Here is a 25826-nt window from a genome sequence, read left to right on the forward strand (position 1 = left end):
TGCCCGCGAAGGGCCGCACAGCGGCCCCAATGGGTCCAGCAGGCTGTCTAGATTTCTGAACAGGGTTCGCACCAGTGGTAAAAGCAGTAACAACCAAACCCGCGCCAATCATCAACCGCCTGGTCGTGGTCGGCCTTGGCCTGATCGGTGGCTCGTTCGCCAAGGGCCTGCGTGAAAGCGGCCTGTGCCGCGAAGTGGTCGGTGTCGATCTGGATGCCCCTTCGCGCAAGCAGGCCGTGGCCCTGGGCGTGGTCGATCGCTGTGAGGAAGACCTTGCCGCCGCCTGTGTCGGTGCCGATGTCATCCAGTTGGCCGTGCCTATCCTGGCCATGGAAAAAGTCCTGGCCCGCCTGGCCATGCTCGACCTTGGCGATGCCGTCATCACCGACGTCGGCAGCGCCAAGGGCAATGTCGTGCGTGAGGCGCGCGCCGTCTTTGGAGAGCGCCTGCCACGCTTCGTCCCCGGCCACCCCATCGCCGGCTCCGAGCAGAGCGGGGTAGAGGCCTCCAATGCCACCCTGTTCCGTCGGCACAAGGTCATCCTCACGCCGCTGGCCGAAACCGACCCGGCCGCCCTGGCCCTGGTCGACCGCCTGTGGCGCGAGCTGGGCGCCGATGTGGAGCACATGTCGGTCGAACGCCACGACGAAGTGCTTGCCGCCACCAGCCACCTGCCGCACCTGCTGGCCTTCGGCCTGGTCGATTCACTGGCCAAGCGCAATGAAAACCTCGAGATCTTCCGGTACGCTGCGGGAGGCTTCCGCGATTTCACGAGAATCGCCGGCAGCGACCCGACCATGTGGCACGACATCTTTCTCGCCAACCGCGATGCTGTCCTGCGCACGCTTGATACATATCGCAGCGATCTCGACGCCTTGCGCGACGCGATCGCTGAAGGGGACGGGCATCAGCTGCTGGGTGTATTCACCCGCGCACGCGTTGCCCGCGAGCATTTCAGTAAAATCCTGGCCCGCCGGGCCTATGTGGACGCTATGAACGCCAACGATCTGATTTTCCTGGCCCAACCGGGTGGCCGCCTGTCCGGGCGAATCCGCGTACCGGGCGACAAGTCGATTTCCCACCGCTCGATCATGCTCGGCTCGCTGGCCGAAGGCACCACCGAGGTCGAAGGCTTCCTCGAGGGTGAGGACGCGCTGGCGACCCTGCAGGCATTCCGTGACATGGGCGTGGTCATCGAAGGCCCCAATCACGGTCGCGTGACCATTCACGGCGTCGGCCTGCACGGCCTCAAGCCGCCACCCGGGCCGCTGTATGTGGGCAACTCGGGTACCTCGATGCGTCTGCTGTCGGGCCTGCTGGCCGGCCAGCCATTCGACGTGACCATGACCGGCGACGCTTCGCTGTCCAAGCGCCCGATGAACCGTGTGGCCAACCCGCTGCGCGAGATGGGTGCCGTGGTCGAGACCGGCCCTGAAGGCCGCCCGCCGCTGACCATCCGCGGTGGCCACAAGCTCAAGGCGCTGACCTACACGCTGCCGATGGCCAGTGCCCAGGTCAAATCCTGCCTGCTGCTGGCCGGCCTGTACGCCGAAGGCAAGACCACCGTCACCGAGCCTGCACCAACCCGTGACCACACCGAGCGCATGCTGCGCGGCTTCGGCTACAGCGTCGACAGCAACGGCCCGGTGGCCTCGCTGCAGTCCGGCGGCAAGCTCACTGCCACCCGTATCGAAGTACCGGCCGACATTTCCTCGGCGGCGTTCTTCCTGGTGGCGGCGTCCATCGCCGAAGGCTCCGAACTGGTGCTGGAGCACGTTGGCATCAACCCGACCCGTACCGGCGTGATCGACATCCTGCGCCTGATGGGCGGTGACATCACCCTGGAAAACCAGCGTGAAGTCGGGGGCGAGCCGGTGGCCGACCTGCGTGTGCGCGGTGCCAAGCTGAAGGGGATCGACATCCCTGAAGAACTGGTGCCACTGGCCATCGACGAATTCCCGGTACTGTTCGTCGCCGCTGCCTGCGCCGAAGGGCGTACCGTGCTGCGTGGTGCCGAAGAGCTGCGGGTGAAGGAATCCGACCGTATCCAGGTCATGGCCGACGGCCTGATCACCCTGGGCATCAAGTGCGAGCCGACCCCGGACGGCATCATCATCGACGGCGGCCAGTTGGGCGGCGGCGAAGTGCATGGCCACGGTGACCACCGTATCGCCATGGCCTTCAGCGTTGCCTCGCTGCGCGCCAGCGCACCGATCCGCATCCACGATTGCGCCAACGTCGCCACCTCGTTCCCCAACTTCCTGGCGCTGTGCGCCGAAGTGGGCATCCGCGTGGCGGAAGAGGGCAAGTCGTGAGTGCCCTGGCGCCGGTCATCACCATCGACGGCCCAAGCGGTTCGGGCAAGGGCACAGTCGCCGGGCTGCTGGCCCGCGAGCTGGGCTGGAGGTTGCTGGACTCTGGCGCGCTGTACCGTCTGCTGGCGTTCAACGCCAACAACCACGGCGTCGACCTGACCAACGAAGAGCTGCTGACCAAGCTTGCCGCCCATCTGGATGTGCAGTTCATCGCCGCCGAGCCCGGTAAGCTGCAACAGATCATCCTCGAGGGTGAAGACGTCAGCAACGTCATCCGCACCGAAACCGTAGGTGCCGGTGCCTCGATGGTTGCTTCGCTGCCGGCAGTGCGTGAAGCGCTGCTGGTGCGCCAGCGCGCATTTCGCGAGGCGCCGGGCCTGATTGCCGACGGCCGCGACATGGGCACCGTGGTGTTCCCGGACGCGCCGCTGAAAGTCTTCCTCACCGCCAGCGCGGAGGAGCGGGCGCGTCGCCGCTACCTGCAGTTGAAGGGCAAGGGTGAAGATGTTAGTCTGTCGAGTCTGCTGGATGAGATTCGTGCGCGTGATGAACGCGACACCCAACGTGCAGTGGCCCCGCTGAAGCCAGCGGTCGATGCCATTCAGTTGGACTCTACCGAGTTGTCCATCGAGCAGGTGTTGCAACGTATCAGGAGCGAGATCGCACTGCGCGACCTTCTCTGATAGCCAGGAAAGCAGGCAGGGGCACCAGTCAACGTCCTGCCGGCTTTCCTTTACTTAAAACAAACCCACATTGTCTGGAATGTGGCTATGGGCGTCTGTTTCGCCCGAATCTACAGGAATTAAAATGAGCGAAAGCTTTGCAGAACTCTTTGAAGAAAGCCTGAAAACCCTCAATCTTCAGCCGGGTGCCATCATCACCGGTATCGTTGTCGACATCGACGGCGACTGGGTTACCGTACACGCTGGCCTGAAGTCCGAGGGCGTCATCCCGCTCGAGCAGTTCTACAACGAAGCTGGCGAGCTGACCATCAAGGTCGGTGACGAAGTTCACGTTGCGCTGGACGCGGTCGAAGACGGCTTTGGCGAAACCAAACTGTCCCGTGAAAAAGCCAAGCGCGCCGAGTGCTGGATTGTTCTGGAAGCAGCTTTCGCCGCCGAAGAAGTGGTCAAGGGCGTTATCAACGGTAAGGTTAAGGGCGGCTTCACTGTCGACGTTAACGGCATCCGTGCGTTCCTGCCGGGCTCCCTGGTTGATGTCCGCCCTGTGCGCGACACCACCCACCTGGAAGGCAAAGAGCTGGAATTCAAGGTCATCAAGCTGGACCAGAAGCGCAACAACGTTGTCGTTTCCCGTCGCAGCGTGCTGGAAGCCGAGAACAGCGCCGAGCGCGAAGCCCTGCTGGAAACCCTGCAGGAAGGCCAACAGGTCAAGGGTATCGTCAAGAACCTCACCGACTACGGCGCCTTCGTGGACCTGGGCGGTATCGACGGCCTGCTGCACATCACCGACATGGCTTGGAAGCGCATCAAGCACCCATCGGAAATCGTTAACGTTGGCGACGAAGTCGACGTACGCGTTCTGAAGTTCGACCGTGAGCGCAACCGCGTTTCGCTGGGTCTGAAGCAGATGGGCGAAGATCCGTGGGTAGCTATCACTGCCCGTTACCCAGAAGGTACTCGCGTACAGGCTCGCGTTACCAACCTGACCGACTACGGCTGCTTCGCTGAGCTGGAAGAAGGCGTTGAAGGTCTGGTACACGTTTCCGAAATGGACTGGACCAACAAGAACATCCACCCGTCGAAAGTCGTTCAGGTTGGCGACGAAGTGGAAGTCATGGTTCTGGACATCGACGAAGAGCGTCGTCGTATCTCCCTGGGCATCAAGCAGTGCAAGTCCAACCCATGGGAAGACTTCTCCGGCCAGTTCAACAAGGGTGACAAGATCACCGGTACCATCAAGTCGATCACCGACTTCGGTATCTTCATCGGCCTGGACGGCGGCATCGACGGTCTGGTTCACCTGTCCGACATCTCCTGGAACGAAACCGGCGAAGAAGCCGTACGTCGTTTCAAGAAGGGCGACGAGCTGGAAACCGTCATCCTGTCGGTCGACCCAGAGCGCGAGCGCATCTCCCTGGGCATCAAGCAGCTGGAAGACGATCCGTTCTCCAACTTCGTTGCTGTCAATGACAAGGGCGCTATCGTCAAGGGCATCGTGAAAGAAGTTGACGCCAAAGGCGCCATCGTCACCCTGGCCGACGATATCGAAGCTACTCTGAAAGCTTCCGAAATCAGCCGTGACCGCGTTGAAGACGCGCGTAACGTCCTGAAGGAAGGCGAAGAGATCGAAGCCAAGATCATCAGCGTTGACCGCAAGTCCCGCGTTATCAGCCTGTCCATCAAGTCGAAGGACGATGCTGAAGAGCGCGAAGCCATCCAGAGCCTGAAAAACGCTCCGGAAGCGGCTGCCGACACCACCATGGCTGCGCTGCTGCGCGAAGCAATGGCCAAGCAGAACTGAGTTCTGTTTGATCGGTAAAAAAAGGCGACCTTCGGGTCGCCTTTTTTTATGCTGAAAGAAGGCCGTGTCGGGGGATTGTGCGATGTTGAGTTTTGGCGACGTCATGGAAGGTCGCGGGCGCGATAACAATTTCCTGATCATCAGGCTGCTGGCAGCAACTGCCGTAGTGGTGGGGCATTCCTTTGCGCTCTCCTATCTGGAGTGCCTGAGTTGCACCGACCCCGGCCTGCTGCTGGGCATGCCGGTGCCCGTTCATAGCCTGGGCGTGGAAGTATTTTTCATGGTCAGCGGTTTTCTGATCGCGGCCAGTGGAGAAAAGAATAGTGCCCGGGATTTCTACCTGGCCCGCGCATTGCGGATCTTGCCTGGCTTGCTCGTATGCCTGCTGCTCATGGCCTTTGTACTAGGGCCTGTCATTACCTCGCTGCCGCTTGATGAGTATCTTTCCCAGTGCCAGGTTTACAGGTATGTATATAGCCCATTGCTGGTTTTCAAGGATGCCCAGTTTCTCTTGCCAGGGGTGAGCTTTACCCCGCGGTACTATGGGGCTTCGGTCAATGGCAGCCTGTGGACCATCCCCTTGGAAATGCGCATGTACGTGGTGCTGTGGCTATTGGTGCTGGTGGCCAAGGTTTGCCGGTGGCCGATGATGGGGTTGGCGCTTGCCGCTTTGGTGATCGCACTGGGGTTGCATACCCTGCATCCAGCCTTTGCGGAGTACCCGTTCAAGCTGGTGGTGTGCTTCCTGGCAGGGGCGGCGTTCTATTCGTGTCGGGCGGTGATCCCGTATACCAGGTGGCTGTTGCTTGCCTGCGTTGCTTTGTTCATCTTGGCCAAGGGTGGGCGCCTTGAGGTTTTTGCATTTGCGGTTCTCACGATGTACGGCACGTTGTACGTAGCTTATTGCCCGCAGTTGAAGCTTCCCTCATTTGTGGAGGATTACTCGTATGGCATCTACCTGTATGCATTTCCGATCCAGCAATTGTTGGCGTGGGCGATGCCATGGGCCGGGCCTTACTGGCTGATGTTGGCGGCCGTGCCGGCGTCCTGGCTGGCGGGATATGTGTCTTGGGGGCTGGTGGAGAAGCCTGCCTTGGCGATGCGCAAACGCTTTTCCCGAGCGGGTTCCCGGCAGCAATTGGCATAGGCGTCTGGCTTCCAGCAACTGGCGTATCCGCCCCCCCCTCAGTGGGATAATGGTGTCTCCACTTCTGCGGAAACTGGCGCGATCCCTCTGTGGGTTCACCCGCGAACACCGGCGTAGCCGGTGCCATCCATGGCATCGCCCGCTCCCACAGAAGGTGGTGTAGCCTTCAAGGCATGTGCTGTCTCAGTGGTATTACGGTGTGCCCAACTCTCCAGAAACTGGCGCGATCCCCTGTGGGAGCGGGCATGCCCGCGAAGCAGGCGACGCGATGGATGGCACCGGCTATGCCGGTGTTCGCGGGCGCGCCCGCTCCCACATGGGCTGTGCTGGCCTCAAGGCAGGTGATGTCCATGCGGGGGGCAGTGGTCCGGTCCATGTTTCCAGTACTTGCACGATCCCCTTGTGAAGCGGCCCTGTGTCGCGAAAAGTCTGCTCTCAACAGGTCGGTACCTGGCTTCGAAGCAGGCAGCATCTCTACAGGGCCAGCGACCCAAGCCCGATTTCCAAAAGCCTGCATGATCCCTGTGGGAGCTGGCTTGCCGGCGATGAGGCCGGGCCTGCCAGGCGCCGCCGGCTAGACCATTCCTGTAAAACTTCAATCTTGAATTTTTTTATTAAGTCAAGAACCACCCTGTTCAAATCCCTCCCAGCGTGCTACAAACTGGTTAAGCAATGATCTAGCTGCTTGATAACGAAGGGAAAAATATGACGAAGTCGGAGCTGATCGAACGTATTGTCACCCATCAGGGGCTGCTCTCGTCCAAGGACGTGGAGCTGGCCATCAAGACCATGCTTGAACAGATGTCACAATGCCTTGCCACCGGCGATCGCATCGAGATCCGCGGTTTTGGCAGCTTCTCGCTGCACTATCGCGCCCCTCGCGTAGGCCGTAACCCGAAGACCGGCCAGTCGGTCAGCCTCGAAGGCAAGTTCGTGCCGCATTTCAAGCCCGGCAAAGAGTTGCGCGACCGGGTCAATGAAGAAGAGCATGAGGCCCACACCTGATTCCACAAGGAGCAATCTGATGCGTAACCTCAAGCGCGCCCTGGCGGCGGTGTTCGTGCTGCTGTTGGCGGCTGTGGTGCTGTTCTTCGTGCTGGAGAACCAGCAAACCGTCTCGTTGGTCCTGTTCGGTTGGGCTGCCCCGGCCATGCCGGTCGCCGTGCTGGTTCTGGCCGCCCTGGTCATTGGCCTGGCAGTCGGTCCGCTGCTGGGTGCCTACGGCGTGCAGCGCAGCAAGCGCAAGATCAAGGCTTCTGCCCGTCAGGCAGCATTGAGCGGTAACTAAGGGCATTTCCTACAACCGTTTGGGAAATTGTCACCTATGCCAGCGCCGGCCGTCATGGAGTAATAACGCACTTCATCTTCGGCCCAGGCGAGTGTGCGCAGCATGGAATATCCCGTTCTTTCCCATCATGGTGGCACCCGCGGCGTCACGGGCTCCTGCCATCAACTGCACCTCGACCCGTTCACCAGCCTGCTGATCGATTGCGGCCTGGAGCAGGGCGCCGATGCCGCGCCAGGCGCACCATCGGCGCCACTCGGTTTCGACGTGCAGGGCATCCAGGCCCTGGTCATCACCCATGTGCATCTCGACCACGTAGGTCGCATTCCGGCACTGCTGGCTGCCGGCTACCGTGGTCCCATCCTGTGCAGCGAGCCGTCCGCCCGGCTGCTGCCACTGGTGCTGGAAGACGCCTACAAGCTAAGCATCAGCAGCGAGCCCGCCCAGGTGGCAAGGTACCTGGCGTTCATCCGCGACCTGATCGTGCCTCTGCCGTTCGAACAGTGGCACACCCTGGTCGAGCAAACAGGGCTCAACTGTCGCATTCGCCTGCAGCGCGCCGGGCATCTGCTGGGTTCGGCCTATGTCGAATGCGATGTGCAGCACGCGCAGGCCGGCACCCGCTACGTGTTCTCCGGCGACCTCGGCGCCTGTGGCAACCCCTTGCTGCGCCCAGTACAACCCCCGGAGCGAGCCGATGTACTGGTACTGGAAAGCACCTACGGCGACCGTCTGCACCCGCCTGCGGGCGACCGTCAGCAGCGGTTGGAAGCGGCCATCGACCGCGCCCTGGCCGACCAGGGCACGCTGCTCATTCCGGCCTTCAGCCTCGGCCGTACCCAGGAGTTGCTGTACGAGCTCGAAGGCATTCTTCATCGCAAGGCCTTGCTGAACAAGGGCGGACCGGCCCCCGATGACGACCCGCTTGACTGGTCGCAGTTGCCCATCATTCTCGACTCGCCCCTGGCTCAGCGCATCACCAGCGTATATCGGGAACTGCACGACTACTGGAATGCCGAGGCCCGGGCGCGCCTTGCCGAAGGGCGCGACCCGTTGGGTTTCAGCCAGCTTGTCAGCGTGGACACCCACGCTCGACACCAGGAGGTGGTCAATTACCTGAAGAGCACCGGGCGGCCGGCGATCGTGATTGCCGGCAATGGCATGTGCTCGGGTGGGCGCATCGTCAATTACCTGAAGGCCATGCTGGGGGACCCGCGACATGAGGTGATGTTTGTCGGCTACCAGGCCAAGGGTACGCCGGGCGCGGTGATACAGGCGAGTGAGGGGGCGGAAGGGTTTGTGCAGATTGATCTGGATGGGCAGATGTATGAGGTGCGGGCCAAAGTCATGACGTTGCCGGGATATTCCGGGCATGCGGACCAGCAGGGGCTGGTGCGGTTTGCCTTGAGTGGCCAGGTGCGGCCCGCGAAGGTAGTGCTGGTACATGGCGAAATGGGCGCCAAAAAGTCCCTGCAAGGGGCGTTGCGCCAGCAGGCTGAACAGGCGGGTGCCTGCCTGGAGGTCTCGATACCCTGAACCCTTGGTCTGACAATGCATGCTGGCCGACACCACGCGGGAACTAATCCCGCCAGGGTTTATCTACTGCGGCTAACCCCCGACGCTGGACTGGCTAGGTATTGGCATATTGCCGCTACACTGGAGATGGAGCGCGTGTCGCCAGTTTCCATGCAGTCGCTCGTGTTGTTTTGGTATGCCAGAAACCGTGCACAGTCAGACCCAAGGAAAAAACCAAGAAATGCGCAATGACGTCGAGCACCGCAGTAGCAATAGTGAAGAAGTAGATTTGTTGGAGTTTCTGGAGGGGGTATGGCGGCAAAAGCTGTTCATCTTTCTGGTGACGATTGCTGTCACTGCGGTTGCACTGGCTTATGCGCTGTTGGCCAAGCCGGTTTATGAGGCGAAAGTTTTTCTGGCAGCACCTTCGTCCAGCGATATTGCCGATCTGAACTATGGGCGCACCAGTCAGACTGGGCTCGAGCCTTTCACTTCGCGGAAGGTCTTTGACATCTTCGTCGAACATTTGAACGGTGAGACCCTGCGCCGGCAGTTTTTCAAGGAAGTGTACTTGCCCTCCATGCCGCCGGGGCAGGGCGCGCAAGGCGCATTGTATGCTGCGTTCAATGGCTCCTTTGACGTGGTGCAACTGGCCGGTGAGCCGGCGCGGGCCTATGTGGCCTTCCGAGGTCGTGACCCTGCCGTGGCGTCCGAGTGGGCTGCCGCCTATATCGACAAGGCTGGCGCGGCCGCCAAGGCCGAACTGTTGCACGATGCGACCAAGGAGGCAGAGGTCCGCGCCAGTGCGCTGCAACTGGAGCTCGACAACCTGCGGAAAAACGGTGAGCGGCAACGTGAAGACAAGATTACTCGCTTGCAAGAGGCGCTGCGCATTGCAACTGCCATTGGCCTGGAAAATCCACCGCTGATAGACGGTGAAGTTTCCAAGGCGTTGTCCTCGAAAATGGATGGCGAGTTGACTTACATGCGCGGGAGCAAGGCGCTGGCTGCGGAAATCAGTAATTTGCAACAGCGTAAAAGTGAAGATCCGTTCATTATCGAACTCCGCGATCTACAAACAAGACAGCAGTTTTACGAAGGGCTCGTGGCAGCAAAGCGCGATGTTAGTGTCTATCAGCTTGACGGCACGATAGAGCAACCAGACGTACCAGTTAAACCCAAGCGCAACTTGATAATTGCGCTAGGTGTGATTGTCGGACTAGGCCTGGGTTGCCTGATTGCAACGCTCAGATATACCTTGCAAAATCTGCAAAGACGCCGGGCCTGACCCGGAACATGAACATCAGCGCGCACGCTACATTTAGCGCGAGACATTTGCCGTGCAAACGGTGAAACTGCCGTAATAAAGGGGGCCAGCCTGGCTGGCCCCAACAAAAATTCATGCCAAAGGTTTGCCGATGAAGCTTGTTCAAACGAACATTCCCGATGTAGTCATAGTGGAACCCGCCGTGTACGAGGATGATCGCGGGTGGTTCACGGAAACCTTCAATGAAACCCGTTTTCATGGTGCATTGCTCGAGCTTGGCCTGAGCAAGCCCCGTGCGTTCGTTCAGGACAACCACTCCATGTCCCACCGCGGCGTCTTGCGTGGGCTGCATTTCCAGCGCTCTCCAAACGCCCAGGGCAAGCTGGTGCGTGTGGTGCGTGGTGCGGTCTACGACGTGGCTGTCGATATCCGTCCGGGCTCTCCGACCTTCGGGCAATGGGTAGGGGTGGAGTTGAGCGAGCGCAACAACCGCATGTTGTGGATCCCCGAAGGTTTTGCGCACGGTTTTGTCGCACTCGAGGACGAGACACACTTCCTGTACAAAACCACGGATGTGTACAACAAGGAAGCAGAAGGCAGTATCCACTGGGATGACCCCGACCTGGCGATTGACTGGCCGATGCGCGATGGCCTCATCGTCAGCGAAAAGGACAACCAGGCCCCATCGTTCCGGCATCACTTGAGTTCCGCCGATGAAGGCACCCTGGCCCAGGTCGAGCTTTTCAAGGTGCTGGGCGATCACCGCGGCCAGTTGGTGGCTCTGCAAGCCCTGGACAATGTGCCCTTTGCCATCCAGCGAGTGTACTACCTGACCGAGACGCTGCCCGGGGTTTCCCGCGGCTTCCATGCCCACAAGGAGCTCAACCAGCTGGCGATCTGCGTGTCCGGGCGCTGCCGGATGGTGATGGATGACGGTACCACCCGCACCGACCATTGGCTGGACGCGTTCAACAAAGGCATCCTGATTCCGCCCATGGTCTGGCATGAAATGCATGATTTCAGCCCGGATTGCGTGCTGCTGGTGCTGGCCGATGCGCACTACGACGAGGCCGACTACATTCGTGACTACACCACGTTCAAGGAGCTGAAACGCGATGCCTAGCATTCATCAACTGGCCGATGTGAAAAGCGATGCCATAGGTGAAGGCACCCGGGTCTGGCAATTTGTCGTGATCATGAAAGGTGCGCAGATCGGGCGTAATTGCAACATCTGCGCGCATACCCTGATTGAAGGCGATGTAGTGCTGGGCGATAACGTCACGGTCAAGTCCGGCGTTTACCTCTGGGATGGCACCCGCATAGCCGATGACGTATTCATCGGCCCCAATGCCACCTTTACCAACGATGCGATGCCACGTTCCAAGGTTTATCCGGAACAGTTCAACGGCATTACCCTGGAGCGCGGAGCCAGCATTGGCGCCAATGCCACCTTGCTGCCAGGTGTTGTCGTAGGCGAGTACGCCATGGTGGGAGCAGGGGCGGTGGTGACCAAAGACGTCCCGCCTTATGCCGTTGTCGTAGGGAATCCAGCAAAAATTATCAGGGTGATAGACCGCAATGGTTAAGTTTCTCGATCTAAAGGGTGTGAATGCGCAATACCGTCAGGCATTGATTGATGCCTGCACCGAGGTCATCGACTCGGGCTGGTACATCATGGGCGAGAAGCTCAAGCAGTTCGAAGCCCAGTTCGCCAGCTACTGCGGGGTGAAGCACTGCATTGGCGTGGCCAATGGCCTGGATGCGCTGATACTGACCTTGCGTGCCTGGAAACAACTCGGCCGTATCGCCGAGGGCGACGAGGTGCTGGTGCCTGCCAACACCTATATCGCCACCATCCTCGCGATTACCGAGAACAAGCTGGTGCCGGTGCTGGTAGAGCCCGACGAGGCCAGCTTCAACCTGGGTGCACACAACCTCGCGCAAGCGCTGACCCCGCGTACCCGGGTGATCATGCCGGTGCACCTTTACGGGCGCCTGGCCGACATGCCGGCTATCAACGCATTCGCCAGGCAGCATGGCCTGCTGGTGCTGGAGGACTCTGCCCAGTCCCACGCTGCCGAACTGGATGGGCGCCGCGCGGGTGCCTGGGGTGATGCTTCGGGCTTCAGCTTCTACCCGGGCAAGAACCTGGGGGCGCTGGGTGACGCCGGTGCGGTCACCACAAATGACGATGCGCTGGCCGAGACACTGAAATCGCTGCGCAACTATGGCTCGCACGTGAAGTACATGAATATGTATCAGGGCGTGAACAGCCGCCTGGACGAATTGCAGGCTGCGCTGCTGAGCGTGAAGCTGCCGTACCTGGACGAAGAAACACGCTTGCGCCAGCAGGTTGCGCAGCGGTACCTGGCCGGCATCGACAACCCGGCCATCCAGTTACCTGACCCGGGCGTTGCCGGCCAGCATGCCTGGCACCTGTTCGTGGTGCGCAGCGAATGCCGTGAACAGTTGCAGCAGCATCTGGCCCAGCAAGGTGTACAGACCCTGGTGCATTATCCGATTCCACCGCACCGGCAGCAGGCCTATCCGCAACTGGCCGACCTGTCGTTGCCGCTGACCGAGCGGCTGCATGAGCAGGTGCTGAGCTTGCCCATGGATCCGACCTTGACCGAGTCCTCAATCCAGCACGTCATTGACGCCTGCAACAGCTTTTCGCGTCCTTGAGTGCCAGGTATGACCCTGATCAGAACTAGCCTGCTCAATGCCATAGCCGTTGCAGTAAAGATGGCCACCTTGCTTGGCCTCAACAAGGTGCTGGCCCTGTACGTAGGGCCGGCCGGGTATGCGGCCATCGGCCAGCTGCAGAATGCAGTGACCATGTTCACTACCCTGGCCAGCGGTGCCGTCAGCACGGGTGTGACCAAGTACACGGCGGAGTTTGCCGAACAGCCCGAAGAGCAACGCAAGGTGTGGAAAACCGCCGGCACATTGTCGGTACTGGTTTCGCTGCTGCTTGCGGTGCTGATCATCGTGCTGCGTAAACCTTTGGCCAGTTGGTTCTTCAATGATGAATCGCTGGCTTCGGTGCTGCTGTGGTTTGCCACCACCCTGGTGTTCTTTGCCTTCAACTCGTTGTTGTTGGGGGTACTCAATGGCAAGAAGGATGTGCCCCGTTATGTGCTGGCCAACATCCTGGGCAGCTTGATTTCGCTGGTCGTAACCTGCGCGCTGACCATCCAGCTAGGGCTGTACGGTGCGCTGGTAGCCTTGGCCGTGTACCAGTCGTTGAGCTTTGTGGCCACCTTGCTGATCTGCATGCGCACGCCCTGGTTCCACCTGGCGGACTTTTTTGGTGGCCTGGACCGGCAGGCCCTGGGCCGGCTGTCGAAGTTCGCGCTGATGGCTGTGGTCACGGCCTGCTCCCTGCCGGTTTGCCATGTGTTCCTGCGGGACTACCTGGGCAACACCTTCGGCTGGGAGCAAGCCGGCTACTGGGAGGCCATGTGGCGCCTGAGTTCGGCGTACCTGATGCTGATCACCACCACCCTGGCGGTTTACTACCTGCCGCGGCTGTCCGAACTGGCAGATGCCGGCGAGCTGCGCCGGGAGATCCTGCAGGGCTACAAGCTGATCCTGCCCATGACCATTCTCGCTGGGCTGGTGATCTACCTGCTGCGCGACTTCATTATCCAGGTACTGTTCTCTGAATCGTTCCTGCCAATGCGCGAGCTGTTCGCCTGGCAGATGGTCGGCGACAGCCTGAAGATCGCCAGTTGGCTGATGGCCTACCTGATGCTGGGCAAGGCCCTGACGCGGCTGTACCTGGTGACGGAAATCCTCGCCACCCTGTCGCTGTACGGCTTGACGGTGTACCTCACGCAGCTTTGGGGTTACGAGAAGGTCACGCTGGCCTATGCAGTCAATTACCTGTTGTACGCGATTGTCATGTACTTCACGGTTTTCCGGCGTTTGCCGTCGATTGTCGCTGATTCGGCACGGAGCTGAGCAATGAAGCAAGTGGTGGAGCAGCTGCAGGCTCGGATACTGACGGCAGCGCCGGGACCGGCTTTGACCCAGGCGCAAGTCTATGGCGCGCTGCTCTGGGCTGTGGACCTGGACATCTACGAGGCTGCCGCGCTGGAGCGCCACCTGGTGTCCCGGTGCGCCAGCCAGGTCACGCTGCCGGCTGCCAGCAACGTATCGCGCGGCTGCCTGCATGTGGTCAGCGAACCCTATATGCAAGGCGGGCATACCCGGCTGATGGAGCGCCTGGCGCACATGCACGAGGGGCCTGTGGACCTGCTGGTCGCGCGCAGCGCCAAGCCCCAGGTGCTCGAACGCCTGGCAGGCTATTTCGCCCATATCGAGGTGGCGCGCGGCGATGACCCGTGCGCCCGCCTGCAGTCCATCGTCGACACCCTGGCCCAGTACGACAAGGTGGTGTTGCACATTCACCCGGACGACATCATCACCACCGTCGCCTGCGGCCTGCTGAAGCAACAACGTGGCGCCGCGCTGACAGTGTATTTCGTCAACCATGCCGACCACGTGTTCAGCTTTGGCGCGTCGGTGGCCGACGTGTATTTCGAGATCAGCGCCTACGGGCACCATCTGGACAAGAAAAAGCACCTCACCTGCCAGAAGAGCTTCCTGGCGATCCCGATCGAGACCAGCGGCGCCAAAGTGCCGGATGCCGTGCCAACCCACGAGCGGATCAAGGTGTTCAGCGCTGCCTCGGCGGCCAAGTACAAGCCCCACGGCGGCCTGGACATGCGTCCGTCGATCACGGCGATTCTTCAGCGTTTCCCCAATGCCGAGTGCTGGATCATCGGTGCCAACCCCCTGACCAACACCTGGTGGTGGACAGTGAAGCTGCGCTACCCCAAGCGCTTCTTCATCCGCCGTCACCTGCCGTACAAGGACTACCTGGCCTTTGCGGAAAAAGCCGACTTCTACCTGGACAGCTACCCTATACCCGGTGGCACGGCGTTCGCCGAGCAATTGCTCAAGGGCCGGCGTTGCGTGGGGCTGGTGGCGCCGATTCAGGGCTATTCCCCGGCAGACGGCCTGAAGGTGGCTAGCATCGACCAGCTGCTGGCCAGCATCGAACAACCCCGGCCCAGTGCCTCGGTGGTGGAAGCGGTGCAGCGGGTCAACTCGCTGGAGTCGGTGAAAGCGCGTTACCTGGCTTGCATCGAGCGGGGCGAATTCAGCGAGAACGAACTGGCAGCCATGTTGCCGTGGACGGGCAACCTCGATTTCATGAAACCGACAGGTAAGGTCACTAGCATGATCCCTGCGGATGTCTTCGACGCCCTGTGCCGCATAGACACGAACCTGGCGTTGCGAACGCTGTTTGCCTACGCCTGGGTGCCGAGAATCAAGCTCTTGATCAAGGTAACGCTGTTCCGGCTGGCCAGGCTGACCAGAGCGCGAGGGTGAGTGTGATCAAGATCTTTATCGGCGTGCTGTTCTGCCTGCTGTTCTTCAGCGACTTCGTCGTGTTGACGTTGGGGCTGGGCAGTGTGTTTGCCGGTTGGCGAGAAATTATCAGCCTGCTGATGATCATGTGGCTGCTGCTGCGGATGCTGGCCAGTGTCTCGGCACGTGGCATGGTCAGCCTCGAAGTCGCACGGTGGTTGCTCGTCGTGCTGTTCTTCGTCTTCCTGTATTTGCTGTTCGGCGACCTTAGCGCGTCGTCGGTGCGCATGTTCCGCGCACTGGCCGTGCCGGTGTTCGTCGGCATGGCGGTGGCTATCTGGTCCCAAGCGGTGCCTGCCGAAAAGAAGCTGCGCCATGTGTACTGGTCGGTGCTGGCAATGAGCGTACTCACCGGCGTGTATGCGTTGTACCAGTACCTGACCATCGCCTCGGCCGAGCAGTTCTGGTACTGGCCGCTGCTTACCGCCAAAGGCTATGAGTTGCAACCCTACAACTCGATGCGTGACGGGCTGCCGCGGGTTTCGGGCTTCTTTACCGGCACGCTGGAATTTTCTGCAGTTATCCTCAATACCGCCGCCATGACCCTGGCCGTGTTGCTCAGCGGGCGCAACTGGTCTTTGACCCGGCGCCTGCTGCTGAGTGTTGCCTTCCTGCTGCTGTGCGGGCTGATTGTGATCGGTTCGGTGCGTACGGCCATGATCGGCCTGGTTTGCATCTGCTCGATGCTGGTGGCAGCCCGGGTGCTGCGCACGGCCTGGCTGATCTCGCTGCTGGGCTACCTGCAGTTCGTGGGCCTGACCGTGGCGATTTTCGCCTACCTGTCGATGGGCTACACCGGGGACTTGTCGGCACTGGACCGCGAGCGGCAGTGGCTGCACATGTTTGAGGTGCTTGGCGCGCACCCTATGGGCTATGGCTTTGGCGCGGTAGGCCCGGGCCAGTCGCACTGGTTCGATTCGTTCTGGCTCAATCTGCTGGCCACCTGCGGTCTGGTCGGCCTGCTGATCATGGCCGGGTTGATCCTTTGGTATCACAAGCTGGTGACGATCATCGTCCGGGACAGGCCTCGCGCCAGCTCCTGGAAAAACGGCCTGGGCAACTTCGTGATTGCCAGCTACCCGTTCTTCCTGAGCTCGTTCTTCTTCCAGTCCTATACGAACAGTGTTGTCCTCTATATTTTCGCGATCGTGGTGATGGTGATCATTGGTGAAAACAGAAGAACAAAAGTTGAGCTTGGCAGTCCTGATCGTTCTGTATCGGAAAGCTAGCCAGGACTCGATTGCCCTGCAGTCGTTGCTCGCGCAGCAGGCGTTGCTGCGTGACGAGGGTATCGACCTGCAGCTGTACGTCTGGAACAACTCCCCCGGCGTGGCACAGCCGTGCCCGGGCGTACGCTGGTACGAGGCGGACAACCAGCGGTTGTCGGTGGTCTACAACCAGGTGGCCGAACAGGCGTTTGCCGCCGGGGTCGACCTGTTCATGATCTCGGACGACGACACCAACTATTCGGATGTAAGCCTTTCCCACTGCCTGGAGCAGATTCAGCAAGTGCTCAACACGCATGATGGTAATCAGGTTGGTGTATACCTGCCAATGATGGTCAGTAACAACCAATTGGTCAGCCCTGGAGCACGTTGGCAATTCAAGGGCCGTTTGACACCCTCCGTAACCCCCGGCGTAGTCCCTTCAAAGAACCTTGTAGGTATCAACAGCGGCTTGATCTTCACCAAAGCCTGCTACCAGCGCATGTCGCCGTTTTACGATGAGCGTCTACGCTTTTATGCCACCGACAGCAACTTTTTTATTCGCTATGAAGAGGTATTTCCTAAAGCCTGCGTGCTAGATGTGATGATTGCACATGACCTGTCCGAGCACAGCGCCGATACTCCTGCGCGCGCTTTGTTTCGGTTTGAGGAGATGGTATTCGGCCTGCGTATCAGTTTCGAATCACACTCGTTGGCAATTCGTGGTTTGCTAAATGCCTATCTGCTGTATGCCGCTGTGCGTAAGGCCGTGGCTTACCGTCGCCTGTCTTTCTTGAAGGCATTGTTTGTCACTAGGGAGTTGGCGAAATGAACGACAAGCAAAGGAGCGGCGCCGGGAAGCAGTTTCATTGTGCCCACCTACTGAATGATTACAGCGGCAGCCCACGTGTGTTGGGGCAGACCATCTCCGCTTTACGGGAACGGGGGCACGCATGCAGCGTGTATGTCGGGAGCAATGGACGAGGCGTATTGGATGAGCTGGATGTTCCCGCTTATAAATATGCGTACAGGCGTTTCGGCAGCCGCTGGCTAACTTTACTTGCATATCTCTGGTCCCAGCTCGTTCTGTTTCTTGTCCTTTTCAGGCGCTTGCGGCCCGGTGCAATAGTTCTGGTCAACACAATGATGCCGTTTGGTGCAGCGCTGGCTGGAAGACTTCGAGGCGCGGCTGTGGTCTATCACCTGCACGAAACGTCGATCAAACCGGCCGTGCTCAAAAAATTTCTTCGGTGGGTAATCGGTTGCTGTGCCTGCAAAGTCCTATATGTTTCAAAATACCTGCAGCAAAATGATGCGATTGGGTGCGTGCCTGGGATCACGGTTTACAACGGTCTGGCTGAATCATTTCAGTGCCAGGCTGCTTCCACCGTTTATAAGCACCTCCATAACGGGCAGTTTAACGTCTTGATGTTGACCTCCTTGAAGGCTTACAAAGGCGTTAACGAATTTGTGGGGTTGGCGTCGGCTATGATTGACCAACCTCAGGTAAAGTTCACTTTGGTTCTTAGCGCCAGCCGCGGTGAGGTGGGCGAATATTTCAAGAACATGGCAGTACCCGAAAACCTAGATCTTCATCCTGCCACTTCGGATGTGGGACGTTTCTACTCAAGCGCCAGCTTGGTAATGAATCTGTCTCGCGTCGACAGCTGCGTCGAAACCTTTGGCCTGACCATTCTCGAGGCGATGGCTTTCGGCATCCCGACCATCGTGCCCCCGGTAGGCGGCCCGGTCGAACTGGTCAGCGATGGGGTAGAAGGCTACCAGATCGATTCGAGGAACCATGAACAACTGGTGCGTACCGTTACGCGCCTGTCGCAGGACCCACAGGTGTGCCAGGCATTGTCCGAGCGCGCACGCAGGAAAGCGAGTGAGTTTTCCACTGCCAACTTCCAGAAAAATATCGTGATGGTGTTTGATGACCTATAAGATTGCAGTGATTGGTACGGTAGGTTTGCCCGCTCAATACGGTGGTTGGGAAACACTGACCGAACAATTGGTGCGCAACCTGCCGGGTGACTGCGCACTCACCGTATATTGCAGTGCGCCCCATTACCCCCAGCGCCCGAAGTTTTTCGAACGTGCCCGCCTGGTCTACCTGAACCTCAAGGCCAATGGCGTGCAAAGCATTCCGTACGATGTGCTGAGCATGCTGCACGCCTACCGCAAACATGACCTGATGCTGATTCTGGGTGTTTCCGGCTGCATTGCCCTGCCATTCATGCGCCTGCTGACCCGCAAGCCGATCGTTGTAAACATCGACGGCTATGAATGGAAGCGTGCCAAGTGGTCCAACTTCGCCCGCTGGTTCCTGAAGTTGTCCGAAGCGGTGGCCGTGCGTTTTGCCCACGCGGTCATCACAGACAACAAGGTGTTGCAGGAATACGTGACCTCCGAATACAACAAACCCAGCGAACTGATTGCCTACGGTGGCGACCAGGCCCGGGCCGGTGAGCCAGGCGAGCAAGCCCGCCAGGCTTACTCTTTCCTGAATGCGTCCTATGCCTTTACGGTGTGCCGCATCGAGCCGGAGAACAACATTCATGTCATTCTCGAAGCCTTCGCCGGCTCTGGCATGCCGCTGGCAATCATCGGCAACTGGAACCACAGCGAATACGGCGTGCAACTGCGCAAGCAATACGAAGGGGTGAGCAACATTCACCTGCTGGATCCGATCTACGACGTGGAGCAACTGAGCCCGCTGCGCAGCAATGCCACGGTGTACCTGCATGGCCACAGCGCCGGCGGCACCAACCCGTCGCTTGTCGAAGCCATGTGGCTCGGCCTGCCGGTGGTGGCCTTCGATGTGTCGTTCAACCGCGCCACCACCGAAGATCAGGCGCTGTACTTTGCCGATAGCAGCTCGCTGCGCAACCACGCCCAAGCCCTATTTGCCGATGAGGACGCCCGTGCGCAGCTATCGGCGCGCCTGCATGAAATTGCCAACCGCCGATACCGATGGTCGGTGGTGGCAGAGCAGTACCGTAGCGTGTTCACCCGCCTGCTGGGCCGGGCGGGGAGAGGCTGATGGCCGAGCAAGGTAACGGGCAACGGCCAGGTATCCTGGCCACTGGCGGTAGCGGTTTTGTCGGCAAGGTGTTGCTGCAGCGGCTTGCTGCAGACACTCGCTGGGCGCCGCGCGCGCTGGTACGGCAGGCGCCCGGCCAGCGGCTGGCGGGCGTCGACTACCGGCCATTCAGCGAACTGGCAGCGGTGGATGTTGCGTCCGGGCATTTCGAGCAGGTCGACACCATAATCCACCTGGCCTCCCGTGTGCACGTAATGCAGGAAACCGCCGCCGATCCGCTGGCCGAGTTCCGCCGGGTAAACGTGGAGGGTACCCTGAGCCTGGCCCGAGCCGCCGCCCAGGCCGGTGTGCGGCGCTTCATTTTTGTAAGTTCGGTGAAGGTGAACGGCGAAACTACCAACGGCCGCCAGCCGTTCACCGCCGACGAACCCCCCGCGCCGTCGGATCCGTACGGCATCTCCAAGCGCGAAGCCGAAGACGGCCTGCGCCAACTGGCGGCTGAAACCGGGCTGGAGGTGGTGATCGTGCGCCCGGTGCTGGTGTATGGTCCAGGCGTGAAAGCCAACTTCCGCAGCATGATGAACTGGCTGAGCAAAGGCGTTCCGCTGCCGTTTGGCGCCATCCACAACAAACGCAGCCTGGTGGCGCTGGACAACCTGGTGGACCTGCTGGTGACGTGCATCGACCACCCGGCCGCCGCCAACCAGACTTTTCTGGCCAGCGACGGCCACGATCTGTCCACCACCGAACTGCTGCAACTGCTGGGCAAGGCGCTGGGCAAGCCAGCCAGGTTGTTGCCCGTGCCCGCCGCCTGGTTGAAAGGCGCGGCCACCTTGGCCGGCAAGGCCGGGCTGGCCCAGCGCCTGTGCGGCTCGCTGCAGGTAGACATTGGCAAAACACGTGAATTGCTGGGCTGGCAGCCCCCGCTGGATGTCGACCAGGCACTGCGGGCCACGGCACTAAACTTTCTGAAAGAGCAAGACAAATGATGGCATGGTGGCTTATCCCCCTGGTCGCAGGGGCATCCCTGCTTTTGACCGCATTGCTGCGGCGCTACGCCCTGAACAAGCAGATCATCGACGTGCCCAACGCGCGCAGTTCGCACACCGTGCCCACCCCACGGGGTGGCGGTGTGGCTATTGTGCTGAGCTTTCTTGGCTGCCTGCCGCTACTGGGCCTGGCGGGCGCAGTGCCGCTGCCGGCACTGGTTGCCATCGGCGGGGCAGGGGCACTGATCGCGGTAATCGGCTTCATGGACGACCACGGCCACATCGCTGCCCGCTGGCGCCTGCTTGGCCACTTCGCCGCGGCCGCCTGGATGCTGTACTGGCTGGGTGGCCTGGCGCCGCTGCAAACGTTCGGCTTTACCCTGGACCTGCAGTGGTTCGGCTACATCCTGGCCGCGTTCTACAGCGTGTGGATGCTCAACCTGTATAACTTCATGGATGGTATCGACGGCATCGCCAGCGTCGAAGCGGTGACCGCCTGCCTGGGCATGGTGCTGCTCTCGGCCCTGGCCGGTATGCCACAGTTGATGGCGCTGCCACTGTTGCTGGCCGCGGCTACGCTGGGCTTCCTGTTCTGGAACTTCCCGCCGGCCAGGATCTTCATGGGTGACGCCGGCAGTGGCTTCCTTGGTATCGTGCTGGCAGGCTTGTCGCTGCAGGCGGCCTGGGCCGCGCCGCAGCTTTTCTGGTGCTGGCTGATCCTGTTGGGCGTGTTCGTGGTCGACGCTACCTTCACCCTGATCCGCCGCCTGCTGCGCGGCGACAAGGTCTACGAAGCGCATCGCAGCCATGCCTACCAGTTCGCCTCGCGTCACTACGGCAAGCACTTGCCGGTGACGCTGGCAGTGGCCGGGCTCAACCTGTTCTGGCTCCTGCCGGTGGCCCTGTGTGTGCTGTTGCTGGGCCTGGACGGCGTGTTGGGCGTGATCATCGCCTACCTGCCATTGGCGTTTCTGGCCGTGCGCTGGCGCGCCGGTGAACTCGAACACTAGCTAGAGTGATAGAAAGAAGACGCTAGACATGTCACTTTGCAACACTCTCAGAGGTTCTATGGATAAGCTGCGCTCAAGACTGCTTGGACTACCTCGACGCCACAAACGGCTGATCCAGGTAGCGACCGATGTAATACTGGTCTGGTTCGCGCTGTGGCTGGCGTTTGTCGTGCGCCTGGGCATCGATGACCTGGCCAACCCTGTCCGTGATCACACCTGGCTGTTCATAACGGCGCCGATCATCTCGATCCCGTTGTTCATCCGCTTTGGTCTTTACCGGGCGGTGATGCGCTATTTCGGCAATGACGCACTGATCGCCATCATCAAGGCGGTGACCCTGTCGGCGCTGATCCTCGGTTTCATCATCTACTGGGCCAGCAACCACCAGAACGTGGTACCGCGCTCGATCACCTTCAACTACTGGTGGCTGAGCCTGATCATGGTCGGCGGCCTGCGCCTGGCCATGCGCCAGTACTTCCTCGGCGACTGGTTTGCCACAGCCGTACAGCACGTGCCCTTCGCCAACCGCGACGACGGCCTGCCACGGGTGGCCGTCTACGGCGCCGGCTCGGCCGGTAACCAGCTGGTGGCGGCGCTGCGCATGGGCAAGGCCATGCGCCCGGTCGCGTTCATCGACGACGATGTCAGCATCACCGACCGTGTGATCGCCGGCCTTCAGGTGTACCAGCCGGAACAGCTGCAACGCATGATCGACGATACCGGCGCCGAAGAAATCCTGCTGGCGCTGCCCTCGGTCAGCCGCAGCCGTCGTCGCGAAATCCTCAACCTGCTGGAAGGTTACCCACTGCACGTGCGCAGTGTGCCCGGCTTCATGGACCTGGCCAGCGGCCGGGTCAAGGTGGACGACATCCAGGAGGTGGACATTGCCGACCTGCTTGGCCGCGACGCGGTGCCTGCCCAAGGCGACCTGCTACAGCACTGCATCATCGACCAGACGGTCATGGTGACCGGGGCCGGCGGCTCGATCGGCTCCGAGCTGTGCCGCCAGATCCTCGGGCAGACACCGCGCACCCTGCTGTTGTTCGATCACAGCGAATTCAACCTGTACACCATTGCCGGCGAATTGGAGCAGCGCATCATTCGCGAAGGCCTGGCCGTGCAGCTGATCCCCATCCTCGGCTCGGTCCGCGACCAGGCCAAGATGCTCGATGTGATGCGCGCCTGGCAAGTGGACACCGTGTACCACGCCGCGGCCTACAAGCACGTACCGATCGTCGAGCACAACATTGCCGAAGGCCTGTCGAACAACGTGTTCGGCACCCTGTACACCGCTCAGGCCGCGCTGCAGGCCGGCGTTGCCAACTTTGTGCTGATTTCCACCGACAAGGCCGTGCGCCCCACCAACGTGATGGGCAGTACCAAGCGCCTGGCCGAAATGGTGCTGCAGGCCCTTAGCCGCGAGCTGGCGCCGGTACTGATGGGCGACACCGGCAACGTCTCGCAGGTGAACAAGACCCGCTTCACCATGGTGCGCTTCGGCAACGTGCTGGGTTCGTCGGGCTCGGTCATTCCGCTGTTCCACAAGCAGATCAAGGCGGGTGGGCCGTTGACCGTGACCCACCCGAAAATCACCCGCTACTTCATGACCATCCCCGAGGCCGCGCAACTGGTGATCCAGGCCGGTTCCATGGGGCAAGGCGGTGACGTGTTCGTGCTGGACATGGGCGAACCAGTGAAGATCGTGGAGCTGGCGGAAAAGATGATTCACCTGTCCGGCTTCAGCATCCGCTCCGAGCGCAACCCGCTGGGTGACATTGCCATCAACTTCACCGGCCTGCGCCCGGGCGAGAAGTTGTACGAAGAGCTGCTGATCGGCGACAACGTGATTGCCACCCGCCACCCCATGATCATGAGCGCAAACGAGGACTACCTGCCCTGGGATGTGCTGAAGCAGCGCCTTGACGCCCTGCGCGTGGCGACTGCGGAAGATGACTTTGCCACCGTGCGACAGCTGCTGCGTGACACCGTAAGCGGCTACGTGCCTGGCGGCGACATTGTGGATTGGTTGTACCAGCGCCGACGCATGGAGCCCTGAACGCTGTACTTACAAAATGAACGGCGGTGCCGATACAGGAACGCCTACATGAACTTCAAACGCTGTGAAGTTTGAACGCGGGAATTGGGAAGAACTGAACGATGACTATTCTGGTAACTGGTGGTGCGGGCTTCATTGGCGCGAACTTCGTGCTGGACTGGCTGGCCGGCAATGATGAGCCCGTGGTCAACCTCGACAAACTCACCTATGCAGGCAACCTGCAGACACTGAGCAGCCTGCAGGGTGACGCGCGGCATATTTTCGTGCATGGCGACATTGGTGATTCCGCGCTGGTGGACCAACTGCTGAAAACCCACCAGCCACGCGCCATCGTCAACTTTGCCGCCGAGTCCCACGTCGACCGTTCGATCCACGGCCCGGAAGACTTCATCGAAACCAACATCGTCGGCACCTTCCGCCTGCTGGAAGCAGTACGCGCCTACTGGGGCGGCCTGGATGAACAGGCGCGCCAGGCGTTCCGTTTCCTGCATGTGTCCACCGATGAAGTTTACGGTTCGCTGGCCGCCGACGAACCTGCCTTCACCGAAACGCACCAGTACCAGCCCAACAGCCCGTACTCGGCCAGCAAGGCCGCCAGCGACCACCTGGTGCGCTCGTACCACCACACCTACGGCCTGCCGGTGCTAACCACCAATTGCTCGAACAACTACGGCCCTTATCACTTCCCGGAAAAGCTCATCCCGCTGATGATCGTCAACGCCCTGGCCGGCAAACCGCTGCCGGTATACGGCGACGGCCAGCAGATTCGCGACTGGCTGTACGTCAAGGACCACTGCAGCGCCATCCGCCGCGTGCTGGAAGCTGGCAAGACCGGCGAGGTGTACAACGTGGGCGGCTGGAACGAAAAGCCCAACCTGGAGATCGTCAACCGCGTGTGCGCTCTGCTGGACGAACTGCGCCCCCGCGCCGACGGCAAGCCCTACGCCGAGCAGATCACTTACGTGACCGACCGCCCAGGCCATGACCGTCGATATGCCATCGACGCCCGCAAGCTTGAGCGCGAACTGGGTTGGAAGCCTGCCGAAACCTTCGAAACCGGTATTCGCAAGACCGTGGCCTGGTACCTCGACAACCAGGAGTGGGTGCAGAACGTACAGTCTGGAAGCTACCGCGACTGGGTAGAGAAGAACTACGCAGGGCGCTCGGCATGAAGATTCTGCTACTGGGCAAGGACGGCCAGGTAGGTTGGGAGCTGCAACGCAGCCTGGCCCCGCTGGGCCAGGTGCTGGCGCTCAATTCCCGCAGCAAGGCACACTGCGGCGACCTGGCCAACCTGCCGGGCCTGGCTGAAACCGTGCGCGCCTACGCCCCCGATGTAATCGTCAACGCCGCCGCCTACACCGCCGTTGACAAGGCGGAGAGCGACCGCGAGCAAGTCTTCAAGGTTAACGCCGAAGCCGTCGGCGTGCTGGCCCGCGCCGCTGCCGACTGTGGAGCACTGCTGGTGCATTACTCTACCGATTACGTGTTCCCGGGGCAGGGCACTCAAGCCTGGCGCGAAGACGACAGCGTCGGCCCACTGAATGCCTATGGCGAAAGCAAGCTGGCCGGCGAACAGGCCATCCAGGCTGCCGGTTGCCAGCACCTGATCTTCCGCACCTGCTGGGTGTACGCCGCTCGCGGCAACAATTTCGCCAAGACCATGCTGCGCCTGGCTGCGGAACGCGACAGCCTGGGCGTTATCGACGACCAGCATGGCGCCCCGACCGGTGCCGAACTGATCGCCGACATCACCGCCCACGCCATCACCGCCACCCGCCGCGACCCGGCCCTGGCCGGCCTGTACCACCTGGCGGCGGCCGGCGAAACCACCTGGTGCGGCTACGCTCGTTATGTGCTGGAGCAGGCAGTGGCCCTGGGTGTGCCATTGAAAGCCCACGCCGAACAGGTCAACCCATTGACCACCGACGCCTACCCGACCCCGGCCAAGCGGCCGGCCAATTCGCGTCTGGACACCCATAAACTGCAGCAAGCCTTTGCCCTGACCCTGCCAGACTGGCGCTTGGGTGTGGCTCGCATGCTTTCGGAAATACACGAGAAATGA

Annotated in this window: 22 protein-coding genes and 1 pseudogene; all 23 read left to right on the top strand. The window is 60.8% G+C overall.

Features of this window, described 5'->3' with window-relative positions:
* Positions 1-107 precede the first annotated feature (107 nt).
* The 23 genes and pseudogenes from IRZ77_RS18115 (at position 108) to rfbD (ending at position 25826) form a co-directional block, all read left to right on the top strand.
* On the top strand, positions 108-2315 hold the full coding sequence (locus tag IRZ77_RS18115) for a bifunctional prephenate dehydrogenase/3-phosphoshikimate 1-carboxyvinyltransferase (protein ID WP_328315850.1): 2208 nt from the start codon (positions 108-110) through the stop codon (positions 2313-2315).
* On the top strand, positions 2312-2998 hold the full coding sequence (gene cmk / locus IRZ77_RS18120; RefSeq protein ID WP_046615542.1) for a (d)CMP kinase: 687 nt from the start codon (positions 2312-2314) through the stop codon (positions 2996-2998). Before IRZ77_RS18115 ends, cmk begins: the two co-directional genes overlap by 4 nt.
* A 124-nt stretch (positions 2999-3122) precedes the next feature.
* Positions 3123-4799 carry a 30S ribosomal protein S1 gene (rpsA, locus tag IRZ77_RS18125; RefSeq protein WP_003252673.1) on the top strand — a complete coding sequence of 559 codons (1677 nt, stop codon included), beginning with the start codon at positions 3123-3125 and terminating at the stop codon, positions 4797-4799.
* Between the two features lie 82 nt (positions 4800-4881).
* Positions 4882-5946, top strand: coding sequence for an acyltransferase family protein (locus IRZ77_RS18130; protein WP_153671196.1), 1065 nt, complete (start codon positions 4882-4884; stop codon positions 5944-5946).
* Between the two features lie 705 nt (positions 5947-6651).
* Positions 6652-6951, top strand: coding sequence for an integration host factor subunit beta (gene ihfB / locus IRZ77_RS18135; protein ID WP_013971456.1), 300 nt, complete (start codon positions 6652-6654; stop codon positions 6949-6951).
* Positions 6952-6970: 19 nt separating this feature from the next.
* The gene (locus IRZ77_RS18140) at positions 6971-7234 is read left to right on the top strand and encodes a lipopolysaccharide assembly protein LapA domain-containing protein (RefSeq protein WP_046615541.1); all 264 of its coding nucleotides are present in this window, start codon (positions 6971-6973) and stop codon (positions 7232-7234) included.
* Between the two features lie 102 nt (positions 7235-7336).
* Positions 7337-8767: an MBL fold metallo-hydrolase RNA specificity domain-containing protein gene (locus tag IRZ77_RS18145; protein ID WP_153671197.1), complete on the top strand. Its 1431-nt coding sequence runs from the start codon at positions 7337-7339 to the stop codon at positions 8765-8767.
* Positions 8768-8987: 220 nt separating this feature from the next.
* On the top strand, positions 8988-10034 hold the full coding sequence (locus tag IRZ77_RS18150; RefSeq protein WP_046615540.1) for an LPS O-antigen chain length determinant protein WzzB: 1047 nt from the start codon (positions 8988-8990) through the stop codon (positions 10032-10034).
* Positions 10035-10164: 130 nt separating this feature from the next.
* Positions 10165-10704: pseudogene (rfbC, locus tag IRZ77_RS27325) on the top strand (dTDP-4-dehydrorhamnose 3,5-epimerase); the annotation flags it as partial.
* Positions 10705-10761: 57 nt separating this feature from the next.
* Positions 10762-11136, top strand: coding sequence for a sugar 3,4-ketoisomerase (locus IRZ77_RS27330; RefSeq protein ID WP_235431418.1), 375 nt, complete (start codon positions 10762-10764; stop codon positions 11134-11136).
* Positions 11129-11599 (top strand): acyltransferase, encoded by a 471-nt coding sequence (locus IRZ77_RS18160; RefSeq protein WP_046615538.1) that lies wholly within the window; start codon positions 11129-11131, stop codon positions 11597-11599. Before IRZ77_RS27330 ends, IRZ77_RS18160 begins: the two co-directional genes overlap by 8 nt.
* Complete coding sequence (locus tag IRZ77_RS18165; RefSeq protein ID WP_196174052.1) at positions 11592-12698, top strand: DegT/DnrJ/EryC1/StrS family aminotransferase; 1107 nt, start codon at positions 11592-11594, stop codon at positions 12696-12698. Before IRZ77_RS18160 ends, IRZ77_RS18165 begins: the two co-directional genes overlap by 8 nt.
* Before the next feature lie 9 nt (positions 12699-12707).
* Positions 12708-13979, top strand: a complete 1272-nt coding sequence (locus IRZ77_RS18170; protein WP_046615536.1) for an O-antigen translocase — start codon at positions 12708-12710, stop codon at positions 13977-13979.
* A 3-nt stretch (positions 13980-13982) separates the two neighbouring features.
* Positions 13983-15416 carry a group 1 glycosyl transferase gene (locus IRZ77_RS18175; protein WP_196174053.1) on the top strand — a complete coding sequence of 478 codons (1434 nt, stop codon included), beginning with the start codon at positions 13983-13985 and terminating at the stop codon, positions 15414-15416.
* 2 nt (positions 15417-15418) lie between these two features.
* A complete protein-coding gene (locus IRZ77_RS18180) occupies positions 15419-16684 on the top strand; it encodes a hypothetical protein (protein WP_196174054.1) in 1266 nt (421 codons plus the stop codon).
* Positions 16623-17492, top strand: a complete 870-nt coding sequence (locus tag IRZ77_RS18185) for a glycosyltransferase family protein (RefSeq protein WP_256573739.1) — start codon at positions 16623-16625, stop codon at positions 17490-17492. Before IRZ77_RS18180 ends, IRZ77_RS18185 begins: the two co-directional genes overlap by 62 nt.
* Positions 17489-18607 (top strand): glycosyltransferase family 4 protein, encoded by a 1119-nt coding sequence (locus IRZ77_RS18190; RefSeq protein ID WP_196174055.1) that lies wholly within the window; start codon positions 17489-17491, stop codon positions 18605-18607. The genes IRZ77_RS18185 and IRZ77_RS18190 overlap by 4 nt, the downstream gene beginning before the upstream one ends.
* Positions 18597-19706: a DUF1972 domain-containing protein gene (locus IRZ77_RS18195; protein WP_046615530.1), complete on the top strand. Its 1110-nt coding sequence runs from the start codon at positions 18597-18599 to the stop codon at positions 19704-19706. Before IRZ77_RS18190 ends, IRZ77_RS18195 begins: the two co-directional genes overlap by 11 nt.
* The gene (locus IRZ77_RS18200; RefSeq protein ID WP_046615529.1) at positions 19706-20695 is read left to right on the top strand and encodes a UDP-glucose 4-epimerase family protein; all 990 of its coding nucleotides are present in this window, start codon (positions 19706-19708) and stop codon (positions 20693-20695) included. The genes IRZ77_RS18195 and IRZ77_RS18200 overlap by 1 nt, the downstream gene beginning before the upstream one ends.
* Positions 20692-21705, top strand: a complete 1014-nt coding sequence (locus IRZ77_RS18205) for an MraY family glycosyltransferase (RefSeq protein ID WP_196174056.1) — start codon at positions 20692-20694, stop codon at positions 21703-21705. Before IRZ77_RS18200 ends, IRZ77_RS18205 begins: the two co-directional genes overlap by 4 nt.
* Positions 21706-21763: 58 nt before the next feature.
* The gene (locus IRZ77_RS18210) at positions 21764-23761 is read left to right on the top strand and encodes a polysaccharide biosynthesis protein (RefSeq protein WP_085601038.1); all 1998 of its coding nucleotides are present in this window, start codon (positions 21764-21766) and stop codon (positions 23759-23761) included.
* 101 nt (positions 23762-23862) lie between these two features.
* On the top strand, positions 23863-24933 hold the full coding sequence (gene rfbB / locus IRZ77_RS18215; protein ID WP_108480543.1) for a dTDP-glucose 4,6-dehydratase: 1071 nt from the start codon (positions 23863-23865) through the stop codon (positions 24931-24933).
* Complete coding sequence (rfbD, locus tag IRZ77_RS18220) at positions 24930-25826, top strand: dTDP-4-dehydrorhamnose reductase (RefSeq protein WP_196174057.1); 897 nt, start codon at positions 24930-24932, stop codon at positions 25824-25826. Before rfbB ends, rfbD begins: the two co-directional genes overlap by 4 nt.

The organism is Pseudomonas pudica, from assembly GCF_015680405.1.
In the GTDB taxonomy this organism is placed as follows: Bacteria; Pseudomonadota; Gammaproteobacteria; order Pseudomonadales; family Pseudomonadaceae; genus Aquipseudomonas; species Aquipseudomonas pudica.

Coding starts and splice junctions, on each gene's coding strand:
- rpsA (WP_003252673.1), top strand. CDS start 3,123: ATGAGCGAAAGCTTTGCAGAACTCTTTGAAGAAAGCCTGAAAACCCTC.
- IRZ77_RS18130 (WP_153671196.1), top strand. CDS start 4,882: ATGTTGAGTTTTGGCGACGTCATGGAAGGTCGCGGGCGCGATAACAAT.
- ihfB (WP_013971456.1), top strand. CDS start 6,652: ATGACGAAGTCGGAGCTGATCGAACGTATTGTCACCCATCAGGGGCTG.
- IRZ77_RS18140 (WP_046615541.1), top strand. CDS start 6,971: ATGCGTAACCTCAAGCGCGCCCTGGCGGCGGTGTTCGTGCTGCTGTTG.
- IRZ77_RS18145 (WP_153671197.1), top strand. CDS start 7,337: ATGGAATATCCCGTTCTTTCCCATCATGGTGGCACCCGCGGCGTCACG.
- IRZ77_RS18150 (WP_046615540.1), top strand. CDS start 8,988: ATGCGCAATGACGTCGAGCACCGCAGTAGCAATAGTGAAGAAGTAGAT.
- IRZ77_RS18160 (WP_046615538.1), top strand. CDS start 11,129: ATGCCTAGCATTCATCAACTGGCCGATGTGAAAAGCGATGCCATAGGT.
- IRZ77_RS18165 (WP_196174052.1), top strand. CDS start 11,592: ATGGTTAAGTTTCTCGATCTAAAGGGTGTGAATGCGCAATACCGTCAG.
- IRZ77_RS18170 (WP_046615536.1), top strand. CDS start 12,708: ATGACCCTGATCAGAACTAGCCTGCTCAATGCCATAGCCGTTGCAGTA.
- IRZ77_RS18175 (WP_196174053.1), top strand. CDS start 13,983: ATGAAGCAAGTGGTGGAGCAGCTGCAGGCTCGGATACTGACGGCAGCG.
- IRZ77_RS18190 (WP_196174055.1), top strand. CDS start 17,489: ATGAACGACAAGCAAAGGAGCGGCGCCGGGAAGCAGTTTCATTGTGCC.
- IRZ77_RS18195 (WP_046615530.1), top strand. CDS start 18,597: ATGACCTATAAGATTGCAGTGATTGGTACGGTAGGTTTGCCCGCTCAA.
- IRZ77_RS18200 (WP_046615529.1), top strand. CDS start 19,706: ATGGCCGAGCAAGGTAACGGGCAACGGCCAGGTATCCTGGCCACTGGC.
- IRZ77_RS18205 (WP_196174056.1), top strand. CDS start 20,692: ATGATGGCATGGTGGCTTATCCCCCTGGTCGCAGGGGCATCCCTGCTT.
- IRZ77_RS18210 (WP_085601038.1), top strand. CDS start 21,764: ATGGATAAGCTGCGCTCAAGACTGCTTGGACTACCTCGACGCCACAAA.
- rfbB (WP_108480543.1), top strand. CDS start 23,863: ATGACTATTCTGGTAACTGGTGGTGCGGGCTTCATTGGCGCGAACTTC.
- rfbD (WP_196174057.1), top strand. CDS start 24,930: ATGAAGATTCTGCTACTGGGCAAGGACGGCCAGGTAGGTTGGGAGCTG.